Below are 19,019 nucleotides of genomic sequence, written 5' to 3' on the forward strand. Positions count from 1 at the left end.
GTGAAGGATACCCTGTGCGCGCCGTTGGGCGCAGCTAGGTACCCTCGTGCATGCAGTACCCCGCCGGAACTAGGAGCCCAGTGAGCACCGCCGACGAGCAGGCACAGCCGCTTGAGACCGATATGCCCCAGATCACCCGGATCGTGATCGCCGAGGACGAGGCGCTGATCCGTCTCGACCTGAAGGAGATGCTGGAGGAGGAGGGGTACACCGTCGTCGGTGAGGCCGGGGACGGGGAGACGGCGGTGCGGCTGGTGGAGGAGTTGAAGCCGGATCTGGCGATCTTCGACGTGAAGATGCCGATCCTGGACGGGCTCTCCGCCGCCGAGCAGATCCACGAGAAGCACCTGGCGCCGGTGCTGATGCTGACCGCGTTCTCGCAGCGGGAGCTGGTGGACCGGGCGCGGGACGCGGGGGCGATGGCGTACATCGTGAAGCCGTTCTCGAAGGCCGACCTGGTCCCGGCGATCGAGATGGCGGTGTCGCGGTACACCGAGATGCGGGAGCTGGAGAAGGAGATCGGGGATCTCACCCAGCGGCTGGAGACCCGGAAGCTGGTGGACCGCGCCAAGGGCGTGCTGCAGACGAAGTTCGGGCTGAACGAGCCGGCTGCCTTCCGGTGGATCCAGAAGACCTCGATGGACCGGCGGATGACGATGGCGGCGGTGGCCGAGGCGGTCATCGAGGAGGGCGAGGCCCAGGACCGCAAGAAGGCGGAAGAGGGCGACAAGGGCGAGTAGCGCGCAGGCGAAGGGCCCGGCGGATCGGATCCGCCGGGCCCTTTCGCGTGTGCGGGCTCAGTCCTCGCCGAGGTAGGCCTTGCGGACGGACTCGTCGTGGAGGAGGTCGGCGCCCGTCCCGGAGAGGACGATGCGGCCGGTTTCCATGACGTAGCCGCGGTCGGAGAGCGACAGGGCGGCCTGGGCGTTCTGTTCGACCAGGAGGATGGTCGTACCGGACGCCTTGAGCTCGACGATGGTGGACATGATCTTCTGCATCATCAGCGGGGAGAGGCCCATAGAGGGCTCGTCCAGCATCAGCAGTTTGGGCTGGGACATCAGGGCCCGACCCATGGCGAGCATCTGCTGCTCGCCGCCGGACAGCGTGCCGGCGGCCTGCTTGCGGCGTTCGCCGAGGATGGGGAAGAGGGTGTAGGCCCGTTCCACGTCGGACTGGATGCCCGCCGTGTCGGTGCGCAGGAAGGCGCCGAGGAGGAGGTTCTCCTCGATGGTCATGCGGGGGAAGATGTGCCGGCCTTCGGGGGAGTGGGCGAGCCCGAGGGCGACGATCTTGTGCGCGGGGACGGTGCTCAGGTCCTGGCCGTCGAAGGTGATCCGGCCGGCGGTGGGCTTGAGGAGGCCGGAGAGGGTGCGCAGGGTGGTGGTCTTGCCGGCGCCGTTGGTGCCGATGAGGGTGGTGACCTCGCCCTGGTCGACGGTGAAGCTGATGCCCTTGACGGCTTCGATCTTGCCGTAGGCGACGCGGAGGTCCTCGACCTCGAGGAGCGCGGTCACTTGGGGTCCTCCGGTGTTGCGGGGGTTTCGAGCGGGGCGCCGAGGTAGGCGGTGATGACGCGTTCGTCGTTCTGGACGGTCTCGCGGTCGCCTTCGACGATCTTCTGGCCCTGCACGAGGACGGCGGTGCGGTCGCAGAGGTTGAAGATGAACCGCATGTCGTGCTCGATGACGAGGATGGAGATGCCGCGGTCGCGGATGGCGAAGACGAGTTCCTCGGCGGCGCGGGTCTCCTGGGGGTTCATGCCCGCGGTGGGTTCGTCGAGGAGCAGCAGGCCGGGGTCGGAGGCGAGGGCGCGGGCGATCTCCAGCTTGCGTTGTTCGCCGTAGGGGAGGTTGCGGGCGAGGTGGTCGGCCTTTTCGGCGAGGCCGGTGAAGGCGAGGAGTTCCATGGCCTTCTCGCGGCTCTCGGCTTCGGCGCGGTGGTAGCGGGGGCCGCGGAGGATGGCGGCGAAGATGCCTTCCTTGGTGCGGCTGTGGCGGCCGACGAGGACGTTTTCCAGGACGGTCATGTTGGCGAAGAGCCGGATGTTCTGGAAGGTGCGGGCGATGCCGGCCTGGGTGACGAGGTGGGGTTTGGGGGGCAGTTGGGTGCCGCGGTAGCGGACGGTGCCCTCGGTGGGGACGTAGAGGCCGGTGAGGCAGTTGAAGAAGGTGGTCTTGCCGGCGCCGTTGGGGCCGATGAGGCCGATGATCTCGCCTTCGCCGACGGTGAGGGAGACGTCGTTGACGGCGGTGAGGCCGCCGAAGCGCATGGTGACGCCGGTGACGTCGAGCAGGGTGGTTGCGGTGGATGGCGTTGCGGTGGTGGTCATCTGGCGCGTCACGCCCCTGCCTTGGTGAGTGCGCCCGGTTCGCCGGTGGGCTGGGCCGGGATGGCGGCTTCGTGGAACTCGAGTTGGCGGCGCCGGTTGGGGATGAGTCCTTCGGGGCGGACGCGCATCAGGACGATGAGGGCGGCGCCGAAGGCGAGGAGCTGGTAGTCGGAGAGGAATTCCAGCTTCTTGGGGATGAGGAAGAGGAGGGTGGCGCCGGCCAGGGGGCCGCTGATGGTGCCCATGCCGCCGAGGATGACGGCGGCGAGCAGGAAGGCGGAGTTGGGGGGGAGGGCTTCGGCGAAGGTGTACTGGTCGGGGGTGACGGTGTAGCTGACGTGGGCCTGGACGGTGCCGGCCAGGCCGGCCAGGCAGGCGCCGAGGGCGAAGGCGAGGAGCTTGAGGCGGAAGCCGTTGATGCCCATGGCTTCGGCGGCGGTCTCGTCCTCGCGGATGGCGACCCAGGCGCGGCCGATGCGGGAGTTGCCGACGCGGGCGAAGATCAGTACGACGAGGGCGGTGACCAGCAGCATCAGCAGGTAGTAGTTGGAGAAGCGGCCGAGTTCGATGCCGCCGACGGTGTGCGGTTTGCCGAGGTCGAAGCCGAAGATCTCCAGGTCGGGGATGCGGGGGATGCCGTTGGAGCCGTTGGTGATCTTGGGGCCGGTGGTGCCGTTGAGGTTGAGCATGGTGATGCGGAAGATCTCGCCGAAGCCGAGGGTGACGATGGCGAGGTAGTCGCCGCGCAGCCGCAGGGTGGGGGCGCCGATCAGGACGCCGAAGACCATGGAGACGGCGGCGCCGGTGAGCATCGCGGCCCAGAACGGGAACTGGACGTGGATGGGCGAGGCGGGGGAGCCGGAGACCAGGGCGGCGGCGTAGGCACCGACGCCGAGGAAGGCGACGTACCCGAGGTCGAGCAGGCCGGCCAGGCCGACGACGATGTTGAGGCCGAGGGCGACGGTGGCGAAGATCAGGATGTTGGTGGCGACCGAGGTGTACTGGTCGCTGCTCTGGGTGAAGGGGAAGCTGGCGGCGGCGGCGAAGGCGGCGCCGGTGGTGACCGGGCGGTACTTGACGGTCAGGGCGCGCAGCCGGCCGAGCAGTCCGGACTTGGCGAGGGCGGCGATCGAGGGGGCGGCGAGCAGCAGGTAGCCGATGAAGAGCTCGCCGTACTCGGTGTCGATGCCGAAGGTGATCGCGTACAGGCCGAGTCCGAAGGCCAGGACGATGAGCAGGACCTCGGCCCAGGAGGGGAGTTGGCGGGCCGCGGGGAGCGGGCGTTCGACGGTGCCGAGGCGGATCCGGCTGTTGGCGAGGTGGCCGAGCTGGAGCAGCAGGACGACGCCGGCGGCGATGGCGAGGGCGCCGGCCAGGGCGGTCATCACCGGGGCGACGGGCTGGTCGTCGGGGATGGCGTGGGCGGCGAACCAGCCGATGGGGGCGGCGGGGACGAGCAGGAAGAGCCGCTTGTCGAGGATCCGCAGCGGAACGGCGGTGCGCCGGTCGAGGGGGAGGCCGAGGGCGCCGAGGACGCCGAGCAGGCCGCCGGCGGCGAGGACCCAGCCGCCGGGTTCGAGGTTGGCGAGGCCGCCGAGTTCGACGGAGATGGCGGTGACGGAGTAGGCGGCGACGGCGAGGGCGCCGGTGGCGGCGAACAGGACGGCGTTGTTGCTGCGGCTGGGGGCGGCCCAGCGCAGGCCGGGGACGCCTTGGGCGGCGAGCAGCAGGACGAGGGTGAGGACGCCGGCGACGACGGCGAGCCACTGGAGTCCGGCGGGGGAGCCGTAGTAGGTGAGGTCGCCGGGGAAGTCGCTGGTCCAGGTCCAGGACATGGCGGCGGAGGCGGCGGTGAGGAGGGCGCCGAGGCCGGTGAGGGCGGTGGCGGCGGGGGCGGGCAGGGGGATGACCGGGGTGGTCTCGGTGCTGGTGGTGGTCATGGTGGTCACGCCCTGTCCGAGACGCGCTCGCCGAGCAGGCCTTGGGGCCGGACGAGGAGCACGAGGATGAGGAGTACGAAGGCCCAGACGTCCTTCCAGGCGCCGCCTCCGAAGAGGTGCATGCCGGGCAGGTGCTGGATGTAGCCGGTGGCGAGGGCTTCGGCGAGGCCGAGGGCGAGGCCGCCGAGCATGGCGCCGTAGATGTTGCCGATGCCGCCGAGGACGGCGGCGGTGAAGGCCTTGAGGCCGAGGATGAAGCCCATCCGGAAGTCGACCTGGCCGCTGCGCAGTCCGTAGGCGACGGCGGCGACGGCGGCGAACGCGGCGCCGATGGCGAAGGCCATGACGATGATGCGGTCGGTGTCGATGCCCATGAGCTTGGCGGTGTCGGGGTCCTGGCTGGTGGCCTGCATGGCGCGGCCGGAGCGGGTGCGGGTGACGAACCAGCCGAGGGCGAGCATGCACAGCGGGGCGGCGATGATCAGGAAGATGTCGCTGCGCTGGATGGTGACGGAGCCGAGGCTGAACGGGTCGCCGGGGATCTTGGGGAAGACCCGGGCCTTCTTGGCGTCGGGGTAGAAGGAGAAGACGAGTTGCTGGAGGAAGATGGACAGCCCGATCGCGGTGATCAGGGGGGCGAGCCGGGGGGCGTTGCGCAGCGGCCGGTAGGCGAAGCGTTCGGCGGCGACGGCGGTGAGGGTGGAGACCAGGATGCCGGCGATCAGCATGAGGGGTAGGGCCAGCCACAGGGTGGTGCCGCCGGGGAGGGCGAGGTAGGCGGTCAGGGCGCCGAAGCCGCCGACCATGACGATCTCGCCGTGGGCGAAGTTGATGAGCTGGACGATGCCGTAGACCATCGTGTAGCCGATCGCGACGAGTCCGTAGAGGGCGCCGAGGATCAGGCCGTTGGCCAGCTGCTGCGGTAGGTCGTGCACCGCTGGGCCTCCGTAGTGCGTTCGGGGGTGTCCGCGTGGGTGGTGGATGTGGGGGCGCGCGGGGGCACTCGTGGTGTCCCCGCGCGCTGGTGGTTCGGTGGGGCCGGCCGGCGTGTCAGCCGTTGGAGGTGTCAGCCGTTGAAGGTGCCGGACTTCTCCACGGCCCACTTGCCGTCCTTGACGGTGTAGACGGTGAGCTGCTTGTTGGTGGTGTCGCCGAACTCGTCGAAGGAGACCTTGCCGGTGACGCCGTCGAAGGAGACCTTCTGGACGGCGTCGCGGACGCTCTTGCGCAGGCCGTCGCCGGTGGGGAGCTTGCCGTTGTTGCTGTTCACGACGGACTTGACGGCCTGGATGATGGCCCAGGCGCTGTCGTAGGAGTAGCCGCCGTAGGTCTCGTAGGCGTCCTTGTAGCCGGCGGCCTTGTAGTCGGCGATGTACTTCTTGGCGGTGTCGAGGGATTCGACGGGCAGGCCGACGGCGGTGGCGAAGTCGCCCTGGCCCTTGGGGTTGAGCTTGATGAAGTCGCCGCTCTGGATGCCGTCGCCGCCCATCAGGGGGATGTTGACGCCGGCGTCCTTGAGCTGGAGGGAGAGCGGGCCGGCGGCGGGGTACTCGCCGCCGTAGTAGACGGCGTCGGCGCCGGAGGTCTTGACCTTGGTGACGATGGCGGAGAAGTCGCGGTCGTCGGGGTTGACGTGCTCCTCGCCGGCGAGGGTGCCGCCGAGCTTGGTGAATTCGCCCTTGAAGGTGGAGGCGAGGCCGGCGCCGTAGGTCTTCTGGTCGTCGATGAGGAAGACCTTGGTCTTCTTGGCGTCGTTGTAGAGGAACTGGGCGGCGAAGGGGCCCTGGACGGCGTCGGTGGTGGCGGTGCGGAAGTAGGACTTGAAGGGGCGCTTCTTGTCGCCGCTGGCCCACTTCTCGCCCTGGCTGAGGGCGACGCCGGTGTTGGCGGGGGAGATCTCGGTGAGGCTGGCGTCGTCGAAGATCTGCTGCATGGACTGGGCGACGCTGGAGTTGAGCGGGCCGACGACGCCGAGGACCTTGGGGTCGCCGACGAGCTGGGTGGCGTTCTGCTGGCCGGGGGCGGGCTTGGCGGTGTCGTCGAGGGCCTTGACCTCGAACTTGACGCCGGGGACCTCGTTGGCCGCGTTGGCGGTCTTGACGGCGAGGTCGACGGAGTTGCGGATGCCGAGGCCGAGGGCGGAGAGGTCGCCGGTGAGCGGGGCGTCGACGCCGATGACGACGGTGGTGGAGCCGTTGTCCTTGCCGCCGGCGTTGTCGCCGGACTTCCCGCCGCGGGAGCCGCAGGCGGTGAGGCTGAGGGCGCCGATCACGGCAATGCTCACGACAATTGCGGAACGATGACGCACGAGGGTCCCCATTCGGTTCAGGAGGCGCCCGCGCCTGAGTGGCGGGAGCCGGGATGCGCGGAGGGCCGGGCCCATTCCGGATGGCGCGGTGACTGGCCGTGACTCTAGATGCCGTTGGGCGGCTCGGGCAGTGCTGCGGGCAGGCTGTGATTCTCTTGTTATGAGCACACGGAGCATTTGTCTCAGCATGTGGTCGTTCCGGCTCGACCGATCCTGAACTGCCGGGCGTTTACTTGCTGGTAGAGGGATGTAAGGGCCAGAAATGGGGGTTGCAGCTGGCAGCGTCGATAATCGGACACCGGCGTCCGGTGTGCGGCATTCGGCCGTGCACGTCCGCATTGCGGACGGCGGGGGTGCGGCGAAGAGGTTCCGCGCCTCGGGGGGCCGCGGAACAGTCGCCCGCTGGGATTTCCTGCCTGTTACGCACTGTTACAGGTTTGGGGGCGTGCCGATCGCATCCGGACATGCCGACGCCCCCTCGTTCAGACCAACGCCTGCCCAGGGCGGCGGAGGGTCAAACAAGGGGGCGGGAAGGAGACTTGGTGTTCTCGGTGGTGAACTGGCGCTGCCCGGAGGCCCGTTGATCTCCTCGGGGGCCCGTTACAGGTCGCGCAGCATGCAGGTCAGCCGGCAACTGGTGATCCGCTTGCCGGTGTCGTCGGTGATCGCGATCTCGTACGTCGCGGCGGTGCGGCCCTTGAACACCGCCGTCGCCACGCCGGTGACCAGGCCGGAGGTGGCCGAGCGGTGGTGGGTGGCGTTGAGGTCCACGCCCACCGCGTACCGGCCCGGGCCGGCGTGCAGCATCGCGCCGATCGAGCCGAGGGTCTCCGCCAGCGCCGCCGAGGCGCCGCCGTGCAGCAGCCCGTACGGCTGCTGGTTGCCCTCCACCGGCATGGTGCCGACGACCCGGTCGCCGGAGGCCTCGACGATCCGGATGCCGAGTTTCTCGCCGAGGTGGCCGCCGGAGAAGGTCTCCGGGTTCACGCCGAGCTTGGCGAAGTGGTCCAGCACGTCCTGCGGGACGTTCAGGACGGTGGCCGGGGCGCCGTCGGGTGCGGTGGCCGGGGTGCCGTCGGGGGCGGTGCCCGGGGCGTTCTCGGGGGCGGTGCCGGGGGCCGCGTCGGTCATCGGGGGAACTCCTGCCGCTCTGGGGTCACGTCGTCGTGCTGCCTGTGATCGTACGACCGTCCTACTCACTGGTAGTGGGCCCGGCCCGACCGGCGCGGCGCCCCTTTTGTCGGTGCCGGGCCATAGGATCGGGGGCCGGTAGTGGAATCGGCAGGAACGGACGTTGACGTGGCTACGCAGAGTACGGACAAGGGCGTGACGGGTGGCGGCGGGGCCGGCCCGCGGCCCCGGCTGATGCTGCTCGACGGGCACTCGATGGCCTACCGGGCCTTCTACGCCCTGCCGGTGGAGAACTTCAACACCTCCACCGGACAGCCCACCAACGCGGTCTACGGCTTCGCCTCGATGCTCGCCAACACCGTCCGGGACGAACGCCCCACCCACCTCGCCGTCGCCTTCGACCTCTCCCGGCAGACCTTCCGTTCCGCCGAGTTCCCCGACTACAAGGCCAACCGGGCCAAGACGCCGGACGAGTTCAAGAGCCAGATCGGCCTGATCGGCGAACTCCTCGACGCCATGAACGTCCCCCGGATGACGGTCGAGGGCTTCGAGGCCGACGACATCATCGCCACCCTCGCCACCGCCGCCGAAGCGGCCGGCTACGACGTCGACATCGTCACCGGCGACCGCGACTCCCTCCAACTCGTCACCGACCACGTCACCGTGCTCTACCCGACCAAGGGCGTCTCCGAGCTCACCCGCTTCACCCCGGAGAAGGTCACCGAGAAGTACGGCGTCACCCCGCGCCAGTACCCCGACCTCGCCGCCCTGCGCGGGGACCCGTCCGACAACCTGCCCGGCATCCCCGGCGTCGGCGAGAAGACCGCCGCCAAGTGGGTCAACCAGTTCGGCTCCTTCGACGAACTCGTCGCCCGCGCCGACGAGGTGAAGGGCAAGATCGGCGAGAAGCTGCGCGACAACCTCGACTCGGTCAAGCGCAACCGGGTGCTCACCGAGCTGGTCCGCGACGTCGAACTCCCGCTGGGCGTCCCCGACCTGGCCCGGCAGCCCTTCGACCGGGACGCCGTCGGCACCCTGATGGAGTCGCTGGAGTTCCGCAACGCCAACTTCCGCGACCGGGTGTTCGGGATCGACCCGGCCGGTGCCGCGGAGGCCGCGGAGGCCGAACTCGCCCCCGGCGTCGAGGTCGACGGCGAACTCCTCACCGACCCGGGCACCCTGGCCGCCTGGCTGCGCGAGCACGCCCGTGACGACAAGGCGCCGGTGGCGCTGGCCGCCGTCTACCAGTGGGCCCTCGGCACCGGCGAGGTCACCGAAGTGGCGCTCGCCGCAGGGGAGACGGCCGCCTGGTTCGACCCGGCGCTGCTCGCCGAGGAGGACGAACGGGCCTTCGCCGACTGGCTCGCCGACGCCTCGGCCCCCAAGGCCCTGCACATCGCCAAGCAGGTCATGCGGGCCTTCGCCGAACGCGGCTGGACCATCGCCGGGGTCGTCGCCGACACCGCGCTCGCCGCCTACCTGGAGAAGCCCGGCCGCCGCACCTTCACCCTGGAGGTGCTCGCCGAGGAGTACCTGGCCCGCTCCCTCACCCCGGCCGCCCCCGCCGCCGAGAGCGGCCAACTCGCCTTCGACGCCCCGGAGGAGGACGGCGTCGACGCCGAGGCCGCGCGCGCCCAGGCGCTGATGCTCCAGGCCCGCGCCGTGCTCGACCTCGCCGCGCTCTTCGACACCCGCCTCGCCGAGGTCGGCGCCGCCGAGCTGCTGCACGACATGGAACTGCCCATCGCCGCCCTCCTCGCCCGGATGGAGCGCAACGGCATCGCCGCCGACCGCGACTGGCTCACCCGGCTCGAGGCCCAGTTCGCCGCCGAGATCCAGCGCTGCGTCGAGGAGGCCCACGCCGCCGCCGGGCGCGAGTTCAACCTCGGCTCGCCCAAGCAGCTGCAGGAGATCCTCTTCGGCGAACTCGCCCTCCCCAAGACCAAGAAGATCAAGACCGGCTACACCACCGACGCCGACGCGCTCACCTGGCTCGCCACCCAGACCGACAACGAACTGCCGGTCATCCTGCTGCGCCACCGCGACCAGGCCAAGCTGCGCACCACCGTCGAGGGCCTGCTCAAGACCGTCTCCCCGCAGGGCCGGATCCACACCACCTTCAACCAGATGGTCGCCGCCACCGGCCGGCTCTCCTCGCAGGACCCGAACCTGCAGAACATCCCGGTCCGCACCGAGGAGGGGCGCGCCATCCGCCGCGCCTTCGTCGTCGGGGCCGGCTACGAGTCGCTGCTCACCGCCGACTACTCGCAGATCGAACTGCGGATCATGGCGCACCTCTCCGAGGACGAGGCCCTGATCGAGGCCTTCGCCTCCGGCGAGGACCTCCACACCACCGTCGCCTCCCAGGTCTTCGAGGTCCCGGGCGCGGCGGTCGACGCCGAGATGCGGCGCAAGATCAAGGCGATGTCCTACGGCCTCGCGTACGGGCTCTCCGCGTACGGGCTCTCGCAGCAGCTCAACATCAAGCCCGCCGAGGCCCAGGGCCTGATGGACACCTACTTCGAGCGCTTCGGCGGCGTGCGCGACTACCTGCACCGGGTCGTCGAGGAGGCCCGCGCCACCGGCTACACCGAGACCCTGCTCGGCCGCCGCCGCTACCTGCCCGACCTCAACAGCGACAACCGCCAGCGCCGCGAGATGGCCGAGCGGATGGCCCTCAACGCCCCCATCCAGGGCTCGGCCGCCGACATCGTCAAGATCGCCATGCTGCGGGTCGACGAGGCCCTGCGCGCCGCCGGGCTGACCTCCCGGATGCTGCTCCAGGTGCACGACGAAATCGTGCTGGAACTCGCCCCGGGCGAGCGCGAGCCGGTCGAGGCCGTCGTCCGCGAGCAGATGGCCGGCGCCTACCCGCTGCGCGCCCCGCTCGACGTCTCCGTCGGCGTCGGCGCCGACTGGGAGGCCGCCGCGCACTGACACGCGCCGCGGTCATCCTCGGCGGCGGGCCCGGACACGGTTGGGTGTCCGGGCCCGCCGCCGTGTTTTCGGGTGGGAATGCGTCCGAACGCCGGCGCCCGTTCCGGTCTTCCGGTATACGGATGATCACCCGCAATGTGGCCGAAATATTCAATGTCGACGAACTTGTCCAAGGTGGACATCTGGTACTTCGTGTTCGAGTCCGCCAATGACGAGATCAGCCATCTTGATCGCTCGGCCGCCCTGTCCAGCGGTCGGTTGACCAGCACTTTTCGGGTGGCCGTTGCCGGAGGCGCGGTTCTGTTGGCTCGAATCGATCGTACAAATCGGCTCCCGCGTTCGAGGGGCGTGCTAGAAAACTCCTACAGCCGCTCCTTCGTGCGGAATTTCGTGGAAACCCGGTCGGGGGAGCGGGAAGGATGAATTCGTGATGGAGGTAAAAATGGAGCAGGACTTCGACCTCGACGTCCGCGTGGCTGTTGCTCCCGAGGCGGCCAACACGCCGGACGGTTTCGCCACCATCGGCACCACGTGCTGGTCCTGTGGCAACTCGTGCAACTGCCCGATCACGGTCGGTTTCCCGACCGTCTGCTAGTCGCTCGTCGGCGCCGACGCCGACCTGGGGGGCTCCTGGCGCTGTCCTGCGCCGGGAGCCCTCCCGAATGGGCCGGAATCATTTCCGGGATTCTTCGGCGAACGGGTCGGCGCACTCGAGGCGCGTACGTTCGGAAATGCTGCCGGGTATCGGCGATGTGATTCTGGGGGAATTCGCAGTGGCGGTGCTGGATCTCGATGTGAGGACCGCGGAGGTGGCCCGGTCCGTGGCCGATCGGCTGACGGTTTTCGCCCGCACGCCGGGGTCGTCGGGGGAACCGACGGGACCCGAGCCGCTTTCGGACGGGGCGAGCCTGGCCGACGGCTATCCGGGGATCGCACTGTCGCTGCTGCACGCCGGAAAGGCGCTGGACGAGCCCGGGCTGATCGAGGCGGCACAGGCCGTGCTCCGCCGTTCCGCGCAGGCCACCGCCGAAAGGCCGCTGTCCGAGGCCGGTCTCTACAACGGCACCGCGGGCTTCGCCAGCGTCCTGCTCGAATTCTCGATCCACGACGGCCGCTACCTGCCATCCCTGCGCCGGGTCGCCGACCGGCTCGGCGAGCAGATCGCCGCCAGGCCGCTCCCGGAGCCCGGGAAGGGACTGCCGCTCTCCGCCTTCGACGTCATCTCGGGTGCGGCCGGGCAACTGGCCGCGGCCGTGCGGCTCTGCTCGGCGCTGGAGTCCCGACCGGGCGACCCGATCCGCACCGCGGCCGAGCGGCTGACGGCGTACCTCCTGCGGGTGACCGAGCCGGACGACCGGCACCGGTTCGGCTGGTTCACGTCGACGGACTACTACGCGGCCTACCCGGGCTACGACGAGCAGGCCCCGTACGGGATGTACAACCTCGGCTTCGCGCACGGCCTTCCGGGCATCGTGGCGGGGCTGTCCGCCGCGGCCGTCGCCGGGATCGGCGGGTCGGGCCCGGCCGAGACGCTCGCGCGGACCACGGCCTGGCTGGTCGAGAACCGGCTCACGGACGACGTGCCCGGCGCTGCCTGGCCGAACGTCCTCCAGGCCGAGGAGGGGACCGGGCTGCCCGTCCCCCCGACCGGCCGACGGTCCGCGCGCGCCGCCTGGTGCTACGGCGCTCCGGGCATCGGCACCGCCCTGCTGAACGCGGCCCGGGTGCTCGGTGACACCGCCCTCGAGGCGACCGCGGTCGGAGCCCTGCAACGGGTGGTGGACTGGTCGCCGGCCGAGCGGTACATCTTCTCGCCCAACCTCTGCCACGGCCACGCCGGGCTGCTGGCGATCTATCAGCGGGCTCACGCGCTCACCGGCTCGGCCGCCTTCGAGTCGATGGCCGAGCAGTCGCTCCGGGCCGTGCTGTCGAAGGCGGACGAGGCCCGCCCGTACGTGATGGCGGACGAGCCCAGGCCCGGCGAGCCGGTCGACGACCCGGGATTCGTCAACGGTGCGGCCGGCGTGCTGCTCGCGCTCTGCGGGGTGCTCGCACCGCGGGCGACCGGGTGGGACGAGATCTTCCTCCTCTCCCCGGCCTGACCGCGGCCGGAGGCCGCGAAGCCCGGGCGCGCCGGACCGCCCCGGGGCGCCCGCGCCGGACCGCCCCGGGGCGCCCGCGCCGAACCGCCCCGGGCGCCCGCGCCGAACCGCCTTGTCCCGTACCAGCGTCGACAGCAGAGCTAAGGAACGAGTGTGACCCGTCGGAACGCCGAGACCAGCGACCGGAAGTCCGGGAGAAGCCGCAGCTACGTCGCCCGGGACTTCTTCCTGCTCCGCGCGCCCGCTCTGCCGACCCGGGCGCTGACGGACCTGCTGGCCCCCGGGACGGGTCCGGCGGGCGCGCACGCCGCCACCTGGGAGGACCGCTACCTCCAGGGCCTGCTGGAGCTGTGGGAGAGGCCCGAGGTCCGCTCGGCGATCTCGCTGGCGGCACCGGACCTGGCCCGGGCGGTGACAGGGATCGACCGGCTCCCGGCCCGGGACCGGCGGCGGGCGATGATGAGCCTGGGCCGGTACCTGAACCGGATGAGCATGCGGGCGACCCCGCTGGGCACGGTGGCGGGCGTCGCGGTCGGCACGTTCCCGGGGCCGGAGTCGGACACCGAGGCCACCCGGCTCGGCGTTCCCGCGATCGGCACGGCGGTGGCCAGGCCGGACATGGGCTGGGTGCTGCACCTGTTCCGGGCGGCCGCCGACGCGCCGCGGCTGCGGCCCGAGCTGGAGCTGCGCGCCAACGACCTGATCCACCGCGGCCGGGGACGGGCCTGGCTGTCCACGGCCGACGCCTACGGCGGGGGATCGCGACGCTCGGTGTCCGTCCGCTGGTCCCCGGCCGTCCAGTTCGTCCTGGAGGCGGCGCGCACCCCGCAGACCTTCGGCGAGCTGCGGGAGCAACTGGCGCGGCGGTACCCGACGGTTCCGGTGGAGAAGGTCACCGTGCTCCTGGACCAGCTGGTCGAGTTGGCGTTCCTGATCACCGCGCACCGGCCGGCCCTGCTGGAGGGGCCGGGCCGGCCGTCGCTGTCGGCCCAGCTGGCGGGTGTCCACGACGGCGACGCGGCCACCGCGCTGACGGCCGTCGAGGAGGCGGTGGCCGAGTTCAACTCGGCCGGCGACCCACGGGGTCTGGAGGCGCTCCAGGAGCGGATCGCCCCACAGGCGCGGCGGGTGAGCGAGGACTACGACGGGCCCCTGCTGAGGGTCGACGCCCGGCTGAACCTGGTCTCCCCGCCGGTGCTGCCCGCCGAGGTCCGGGCGCTGGCGGAGGACGCCGCCGAGATCCTGGCCACCTTGGGCGCCGGCCAGCGGTACCCGTCGCAGCTGAGCGACTACGCGCTGGCGTTCAGCGAGCGCTACGGCGCGCAGGCCGAGGTCCCGGTCCTGGAGGCGCTCTCCGAGGAGACCGGCCTCGGTGCGCCGAACAGCTATCGGAATCCGCCGCGCACCTTCGAGTTGCAGCCGGCGACCAGGCGTGACCGGAGCATGGAGGAACGGGACGCGGTGCTGCACCGGCTCGTCGCCGACGCGCTCAGCCGCGGCAGCGTGGAGGCGGTCCTCGACGAGCGGTGGATGGCCGAGCTCGGGCACGGTTCGGACGACCGGCCGCCGAGGCCCGCGGTCGACGTCCACCTGCAGCTGGCGCCGCCGACGGCACCGGGTTCGCGCTGGCGCGGGGTGGTCACCGCGATGGCGAACGGCGGGCGCACCTTCGCCCGGTTCCACGACCTGCTGGGCGCCGAGGAGCAGGCCGGGCTGCGGGAGCTGGCCGAGGCGGAGGCGGCGGCACTGCCCGGGGTCGAGGTGGTCGAGCTGACCTACCTGCCGGAGAAGGCGCGGGCCGCGAACGTCTCGGTCCGGCCCGCGGTACGGAGGCTGGAACTGCCGGTCAACGTGGCACCGGGGCGGGGCACGGGGGAGGTGATCGCGCTGGACGACGTGGTCGTCGGCGTCCGGGAGGGCCGGCTGTACCTGCACAGCCCCGCCCTCGGACGCGACCTGCACGTCACCCAACACACCATGCTCAACCCGCTGATGGCGCCGAACGTCGCCCGCTTCCTGCTGGACGTCTCCTCGGCGGCCTTCCAGGAGGTCCCTTCGTTCGACTGGGGCGGACTGGCCACCGTCATGCCGTTCCTGCCCAGGGTCGTCCGGCACGACCTGGTGCTCAGGCGCGCGTGCTGGCTGCTGCGCGCCACCGACGTGCCGGCCGGCTGCACCGGTTCGGCGGCGGCCTTCACCGCGGCCGTCGCGGCCTGGCGCGAGCAGTGGAGCGTCCCGCGCCTGGTCTTCCTGACCCACGGCGACAACACGATCCTGCTGGACCTGGAGAGCGAGCCCTCGCTGGCGGAGCTGCGGCTGGCCGCCGCCCGGAACGCGGCGTCCTTCGCGCTGCGGATCGAGGAGGCGCTGCCCGGCCCCGAGGAGGGTTTCCTGCGCGACACGGACGGCGCCCCCTACGTCGCGGAGGTCGTGGTCCCCGTACTGTCCGGGCAGCGGGCCCGGGCGCCCCGGGCGGCGGCCGTCACCCGTCGGCGGATCACCGAGGCCGAGCGGCTCCGCCCGGCCGGCGGGCCGTGGGTCTTCGCCAAGCTGTACGTGGAGAACGAGGCACAGGACGCCCTCCTGCTGGACCAGGTGACGGCGCTGACGCGCTCGCTGGCCGAACGCGGCCTGACCCGGCACATGTTCTACCTCCGGTACGGCGATCCCGCCCCGCACCTGCGGTTGCGCTACCGGGCCGCGGACCCGGCCGGGGGCGCCGAACTGCTGGGCGAGGTCGCCCGGTGGGCGCACGACCTGGCCGTCGAGGGCCGGATCGCGGACGTCGAGTTCGCGACCTACCGCCGCGAGATCGAGCGCTACGGCGGCCCCGACCTGATCGACCGGGCCGAGGAGCTGTTCTGCCTGGACAGCACCGCGACCCTGGCCCTGTTGCGGCACCTCGCCGAGCCCGTGCGGGCGGGCGAGGTCCCGCTGGAGCGCAACGCCCTCACCGCGCTCAGCCTCGAAGCCGTCGGGCGGGTGCTGGTCCCCGACTTCGCCGAACGGCACGCCCTGGTGCGGTCCATGGCCGGGCCGCAGGCCGGTGCCACGGAGTACCGGGCCGTCGCCCGCCGGCTCTGGCAGGGCCTCACCGCGCCCGGTGGCGAGGCCGCGGTGCTGGAGCGGGTGGACGCCGCCTGGTGCCTGGAGGGAGCCGGATTCGCCGCCGGGGTCGCGAAGGCCGCCGAGGCCGGCGAACTCTGGTCGGACCGGGAGTCCGTCCTGCGCAGCCTGTTCCACATGCACTGCAACCGGATGGGCCTGCTGCGCGAGCACGAGGACGCCGCCTACGGCATGTGGCGGCGGCTGCTCGACCGGGCCGCCACGGCCGGGGGCTCGCCGGAGGGGAAGGCCAGGTGAGCCCGCGTTCCTGGTTCCGGCGGCCGGTGGCCGCGCTGCGTCCGGTGCTGACCGTGTTGGGCCAGTCCTGGCGCTGCGACCGCTCGGGAACGGCACAGGTGCTGCTGATCTCGCTGGTGGTCGGCCTCCTGCCGGCCTGGCAGGTCAAGACCACGGCGGCGTTCGCCGCGGCCCTGCTCAGCGCGGCCGAGGGCGGGCACCCGCAGGTGGGCGGCGTCCTGTTCTACCTGGTCGTGCTGGCGCTGCTCGGCCTCGGCTCGCAGCTGCTGACGCTGCTGCAGAACCGGGCCATGCAGCGCTGCCAGAGCCGGCTCTCGGCCCACCTGGCCGACGAGATCGTCAGCCGTGCGAGTCGCTTCACGCTCTCCCAGGTGGAGGACGCGGGCGTGCAGGACTCGTTGCAGCGGGCCGTCCGGGAGGTGGCGTTCCGGCCGGGCATGATGCTCTCCCAACTGGTGCAGGCAGCCACCCCGGTGGTCACCTTCGGCTCGGTCGGCGCGATCCTGTGGACCCTGGACCCCCGGGTCGCGCTGCTGGCCGTGATCGCGCCGTTCCCCACGGTGGTCGCGCAGATCCTGCAAGGCCGCCGTGCGCACGCGCTGGAGCACGGCCGGTCCGAGGAGCGGCGGCGGATCAACTACTGGCAGCACCTGGCCTCGCAGCCGAACTCGATGAAGGAGGTGCTGGCCTTCCGGCTCGGCCCGGTGGTGCTCACCAACCACCGGCGGCTGCTGACCAGGATCGTCGGCGCGGACCTGCGGATGGCGAACCGGAACTTCGCCCTGGCCGTCCCGATGGTCGTCCTGACCGCGCTGCTGACGATCGCCGCGCAGGCCACGGCGATCGTGGCCGGCAGCGGCGACACCCGGCACCTAGCCGGTCTGCTGGCCGTGATCCAGGCGATCGGCATGTTGCAGGGCAGCATGCAACAGCTTTTCGGCGCGGTGTCCGGGATGTACGTCAACCAGCTCTACCTGCGCAACGTGCAGGAGTTCCTCGCGATCGAGCAGGAAGCCTCGGCCGAGGGGGAGTTGACGTTCCCTGAGGAAATCGCGGGAGGAGTCGAGTTCCGCAACGTCTCGTTCAGCTACCCCGGCGGCGAGCGGCTCGCCCTGGACAACGTCTCCTTCACTTTGAAACCGGGCCAGGTGACGGCCGTGGTCGGCCTGAACGGCGCGGGGAAGTCCACCCTCGGCAAGCTCATCGGCCGCCTCTACGAACCGACCGGGGGCTCGATCCTGGTCGACGGCGTCCCGCTCACCGACTACCGGCTGGACAGCCTGCGCGACCGGGTCTCCTACGTGTTCCAGAACTACGTCGAGTACCAGCTCTCGGTGGGCGAGAACATCTCGCTCGGCATGGCGCACGAGGCCGACCGGTCGACCGCCCGGGTCGAGGCCGCGGCCCGCGAGGTCGGGATGCACGAGCACATCACCGCCCTGCCCCAGGGCTACCGGACACAGGCGGGGAAGCTGTTCGCCGGAGGCGTGGAGTTCTCCGGCGGCCAGTGGCAGCGACTGGCCATCGCCCGCAGCGCGGTGCGGTCCGCCAGCGTACGGGTCATGGACGAGCCGACCGCCGCGCTCGACCCCATCACCGAGGCCGAACTGCTCGACACGTTGACCGCGACCTCGGCCGGCCAGGTCTCGCTGATGATCGCCCACCGCTTCTCCTCCGTGCTGCGCGCGGACCGGGTGCTGGTCTTCGACCGGGGCCGGCTCGTCGAGGACGGCGACCACCAGGAACTGATGAGCCTCGGCGGCCTGTACGCGGAGATGTACGAGGCGCAGACCGCCGGCCACGAACCCGCGTCGAAGGCCGGGGCGAAGGCCGGGGCGAAGGCCGGGGCGAAGGCCGGGGCGAAGGCCGGGGCGAGGGTCGGGGCGAAGGTCGGGACGAGGGCCGGGACGAGGGCGGGAACAGGAGCCTGATGATGAAACTCACCGCGTTCGACCAGGTGCTGGTCTACGGCGGCACCGGCCCGGCCGGCGCCGCCCGGGAGTCGGTCCAACTCGCCGTGGCGGCCGAGCGCCTGGGCTACCACCGGTTCTGGGTCGCCGAGCACCACGGCACGACCAGCGGCTGCGGCTCGCCCGAGATCCTGGTCGCCGCCGCCGCGGCCGCGACCGGCACCATCCGGGTCGGCACCGCCTCGGTCCTGCTGCCCCACTACGCGCCGTTGAAGGTGGCGACCACCTTCAACCTGCTGGAACGGCTCCATCCCGGGCGGATCGACCTCGGCATCGGCCGCGGGCCCGGTGCGGCCGAGCGGGTCACCCGGCTGCTCGCACGGGAGGGCGAGGCGCCGTACCACGAGAAGATCGCACAGCTGCTGGCCCATCTCACCGCGGAGACGGACCTGCTGCCCGACTCCACCCCGCCGCAGCTGTGGCTGACCGGCTCCGGAGCGGGCGGGGCACACCTCGCCGCCCATTACGGACTGCCGTTCTGCCTGGCGCAGTTCGCCCACGGCGACCTGCGGCCGGACCTCGTCGAGCTGTACCGGGAGAACTTCCGCCCAGGCCCGTTCGGGGTACTCCCGCGCGTCGCCGTCGCGGTCCGGGTGGCCTGCGCGGACGACCCGGGGGACGTCCGGCTGATGCGCGCCGGCCTCGCCCTCGGCGCCACCTCGACGGGCCGCCGGACCCTTCCCTCCTGGGACGAACTCCACGCCCTGGCGGCCAGCGGGTCGTTGCCCGCGGAGGAACCGGCCGACCTGTCCGTACTCGCCGGGGCCCCCGCCGAGGTGTCCGAGCGGCTCGCCGCCCTGACCGCCGCCTACGCGCCCGACGAGCTCGCGATCACCACGCTCTGCCCCGACCTCGGCCTCCGGATCCGCACCTTCGAGCTGCTCCGCGCCATGGTTCCGGCCGCTCCGGCCGCCGCGAGGTCGTGACCGAGGCCCGAGT

General features: G+C 71.6%; 13 protein-coding genes. 7 read left to right on the forward strand and 6 right to left on the reverse strand.

What is annotated here, in order from left to right:
* Positions 1–122: 122 nt before the first annotated feature.
* Entirely contained in the window at positions 123–740 is a 618-nt protein-coding gene (locus ACIQWA_RS15810) for a response regulator (RefSeq protein WP_360234888.1), read from the forward strand.
* Positions 741–797: 57 nt separating this feature from the next.
* On the opposite strand, the gene ACIQWA_RS15815 is transcribed toward ACIQWA_RS15810, so the two are convergent.
* The 6 genes from ACIQWA_RS15815 to ACIQWA_RS15840 form a co-directional block, all read right to left on the reverse strand.
* On the reverse strand, positions 798–1,514 hold the full coding sequence (locus ACIQWA_RS15815; protein ID WP_360234521.1) for an ABC transporter ATP-binding protein: 717 nt from the start codon (positions 1,512–1,514) through the stop codon (positions 798–800).
* Positions 1,511–2,329, reverse strand: a complete 819-nt coding sequence (locus ACIQWA_RS15820) for an ABC transporter ATP-binding protein (RefSeq protein ID WP_360234524.1) — start codon at positions 2,327–2,329, stop codon at positions 1,511–1,513. Before ACIQWA_RS15820 ends, ACIQWA_RS15815 begins: the two co-directional genes overlap by 4 nt.
* Before the next feature lie 8 nt (positions 2,330–2,337).
* Positions 2,338–4,269 carry a branched-chain amino acid ABC transporter permease gene (locus ACIQWA_RS15825; protein WP_360234527.1) on the reverse strand — a complete coding sequence of 644 codons (1,932 nt, stop codon included), beginning with the start codon at positions 4,267–4,269 and terminating at the stop codon, positions 2,338–2,340.
* A 5-nt stretch (positions 4,270–4,274) separates the two neighbouring features.
* On the reverse strand, positions 4,275–5,204 hold the full coding sequence (locus ACIQWA_RS15830) for a branched-chain amino acid ABC transporter permease (RefSeq protein WP_350505243.1): 930 nt from the start codon (positions 5,202–5,204) through the stop codon (positions 4,275–4,277).
* A 131-nt stretch (positions 5,205–5,335) separates the two neighbouring features.
* The gene (locus tag ACIQWA_RS15835) at positions 5,336–6,577 is read right to left on the reverse strand and encodes a branched-chain amino acid ABC transporter substrate-binding protein (protein WP_402482622.1); all 1,242 of its coding nucleotides are present in this window, start codon (positions 6,575–6,577) and stop codon (positions 5,336–5,338) included.
* 600 nt (positions 6,578–7,177) lie between these two features.
* Positions 7,178–7,708: a PaaI family thioesterase gene (locus ACIQWA_RS15840; protein ID WP_402482625.1), complete on the reverse strand. Its 531-nt coding sequence runs from the start codon at positions 7,706–7,708 to the stop codon at positions 7,178–7,180.
* A gap of 234 nt (positions 7,709–7,942) precedes the next feature.
* Here ACIQWA_RS15840 and polA point away from each other — a divergent pair, with 234 nt between their 5' ends.
* The 6 genes from polA (at position 7,943) to ACIQWA_RS15870 (ending at position 19,006) form a co-directional block, all read left to right on the forward strand.
* Positions 7,943–10,645: a DNA polymerase I gene (gene polA, locus ACIQWA_RS15845; RefSeq protein WP_402483316.1), complete on the forward strand. Its 2,703-nt coding sequence runs from the start codon at positions 7,943–7,945 to the stop codon at positions 10,643–10,645.
* A gap of 442 nt (positions 10,646–11,087) precedes the next feature.
* The gene (locus ACIQWA_RS15850; protein WP_402482628.1) at positions 11,088–11,240 is read left to right on the forward strand and encodes an FDLD family class I lanthipeptide; all 153 of its coding nucleotides are present in this window, start codon (positions 11,088–11,090) and stop codon (positions 11,238–11,240) included.
* Positions 11,241–11,466: 226 nt separating this feature from the next.
* Entirely contained in the window at positions 11,467–12,747 is a 1,281-nt protein-coding gene (locus tag ACIQWA_RS15855; protein WP_402482630.1) for a lanthionine synthetase C family protein, read from the forward strand.
* Positions 12,748–12,900: 153 nt separating this feature from the next.
* The gene (locus ACIQWA_RS15860) at positions 12,901–16,110 is read left to right on the forward strand and encodes a lantibiotic dehydratase (RefSeq protein ID WP_402482633.1); all 3,210 of its coding nucleotides are present in this window, start codon (positions 12,901–12,903) and stop codon (positions 16,108–16,110) included.
* Positions 16,107–18,041 (forward strand): ABC transporter ATP-binding protein, encoded by a 1,935-nt coding sequence (locus ACIQWA_RS15865; RefSeq protein ID WP_402482635.1) that lies wholly within the window; start codon positions 16,107–16,109, stop codon positions 18,039–18,041. Before ACIQWA_RS15860 ends, ACIQWA_RS15865 begins: the two co-directional genes overlap by 4 nt.
* Positions 18,041–19,006, forward strand: a complete 966-nt coding sequence (locus ACIQWA_RS15870; RefSeq protein ID WP_402482638.1) for an MsnO8 family LLM class oxidoreductase — start codon at positions 18,041–18,043, stop codon at positions 19,004–19,006. Before ACIQWA_RS15865 ends, ACIQWA_RS15870 begins: the two co-directional genes overlap by 1 nt.
* The last annotated feature ends 13 nt before the right edge of the window (positions 19,007–19,019 follow it).

The organism is Kitasatospora sp. NPDC098652 (genome assembly GCF_044760155.1).
Classification (GTDB): Bacteria; Actinomycetota; Actinomycetes; order Streptomycetales; family Streptomycetaceae; genus Kitasatospora.

What these genes read in the sequence shown, in the direction of transcription:
- ACIQWA_RS15870 (WP_402482638.1), top strand. Translation starts at nt 18,041, where the DNA reads ATGATGAAACTCACCGCGTTCGACCAGGTGCTGGTCTACGGCGGCACC.
- ACIQWA_RS15825 (WP_360234527.1), bottom strand. Translation starts at nt 4,269, where the DNA reads ATGACCACCACCAGCACCGAGACCACCCCGGTCATCCCCCTGCCCGCC.
- ACIQWA_RS15850 (WP_402482628.1), top strand. Translation starts at nt 11,088, where the DNA reads ATGGAGCAGGACTTCGACCTCGACGTCCGCGTGGCTGTTGCTCCCGAG.
- polA (WP_402483316.1), top strand. Translation starts at nt 7,943, where the DNA reads ATGCTGCTCGACGGGCACTCGATGGCCTACCGGGCCTTCTACGCCCTG.
- ACIQWA_RS15840 (WP_402482625.1), bottom strand. Translation starts at nt 7,708, where the DNA reads ATGACCGACGCGGCCCCCGGCACCGCCCCCGAGAACGCCCCGGGCACC.
- ACIQWA_RS15810 (WP_360234888.1), top strand. Translation starts at nt 123, where the DNA reads ATGCCCCAGATCACCCGGATCGTGATCGCCGAGGACGAGGCGCTGATC.
- ACIQWA_RS15820 (WP_360234524.1), bottom strand. Translation starts at nt 2,329, where the DNA reads ATGACCACCACCGCAACGCCATCCACCGCAACCACCCTGCTCGACGTC.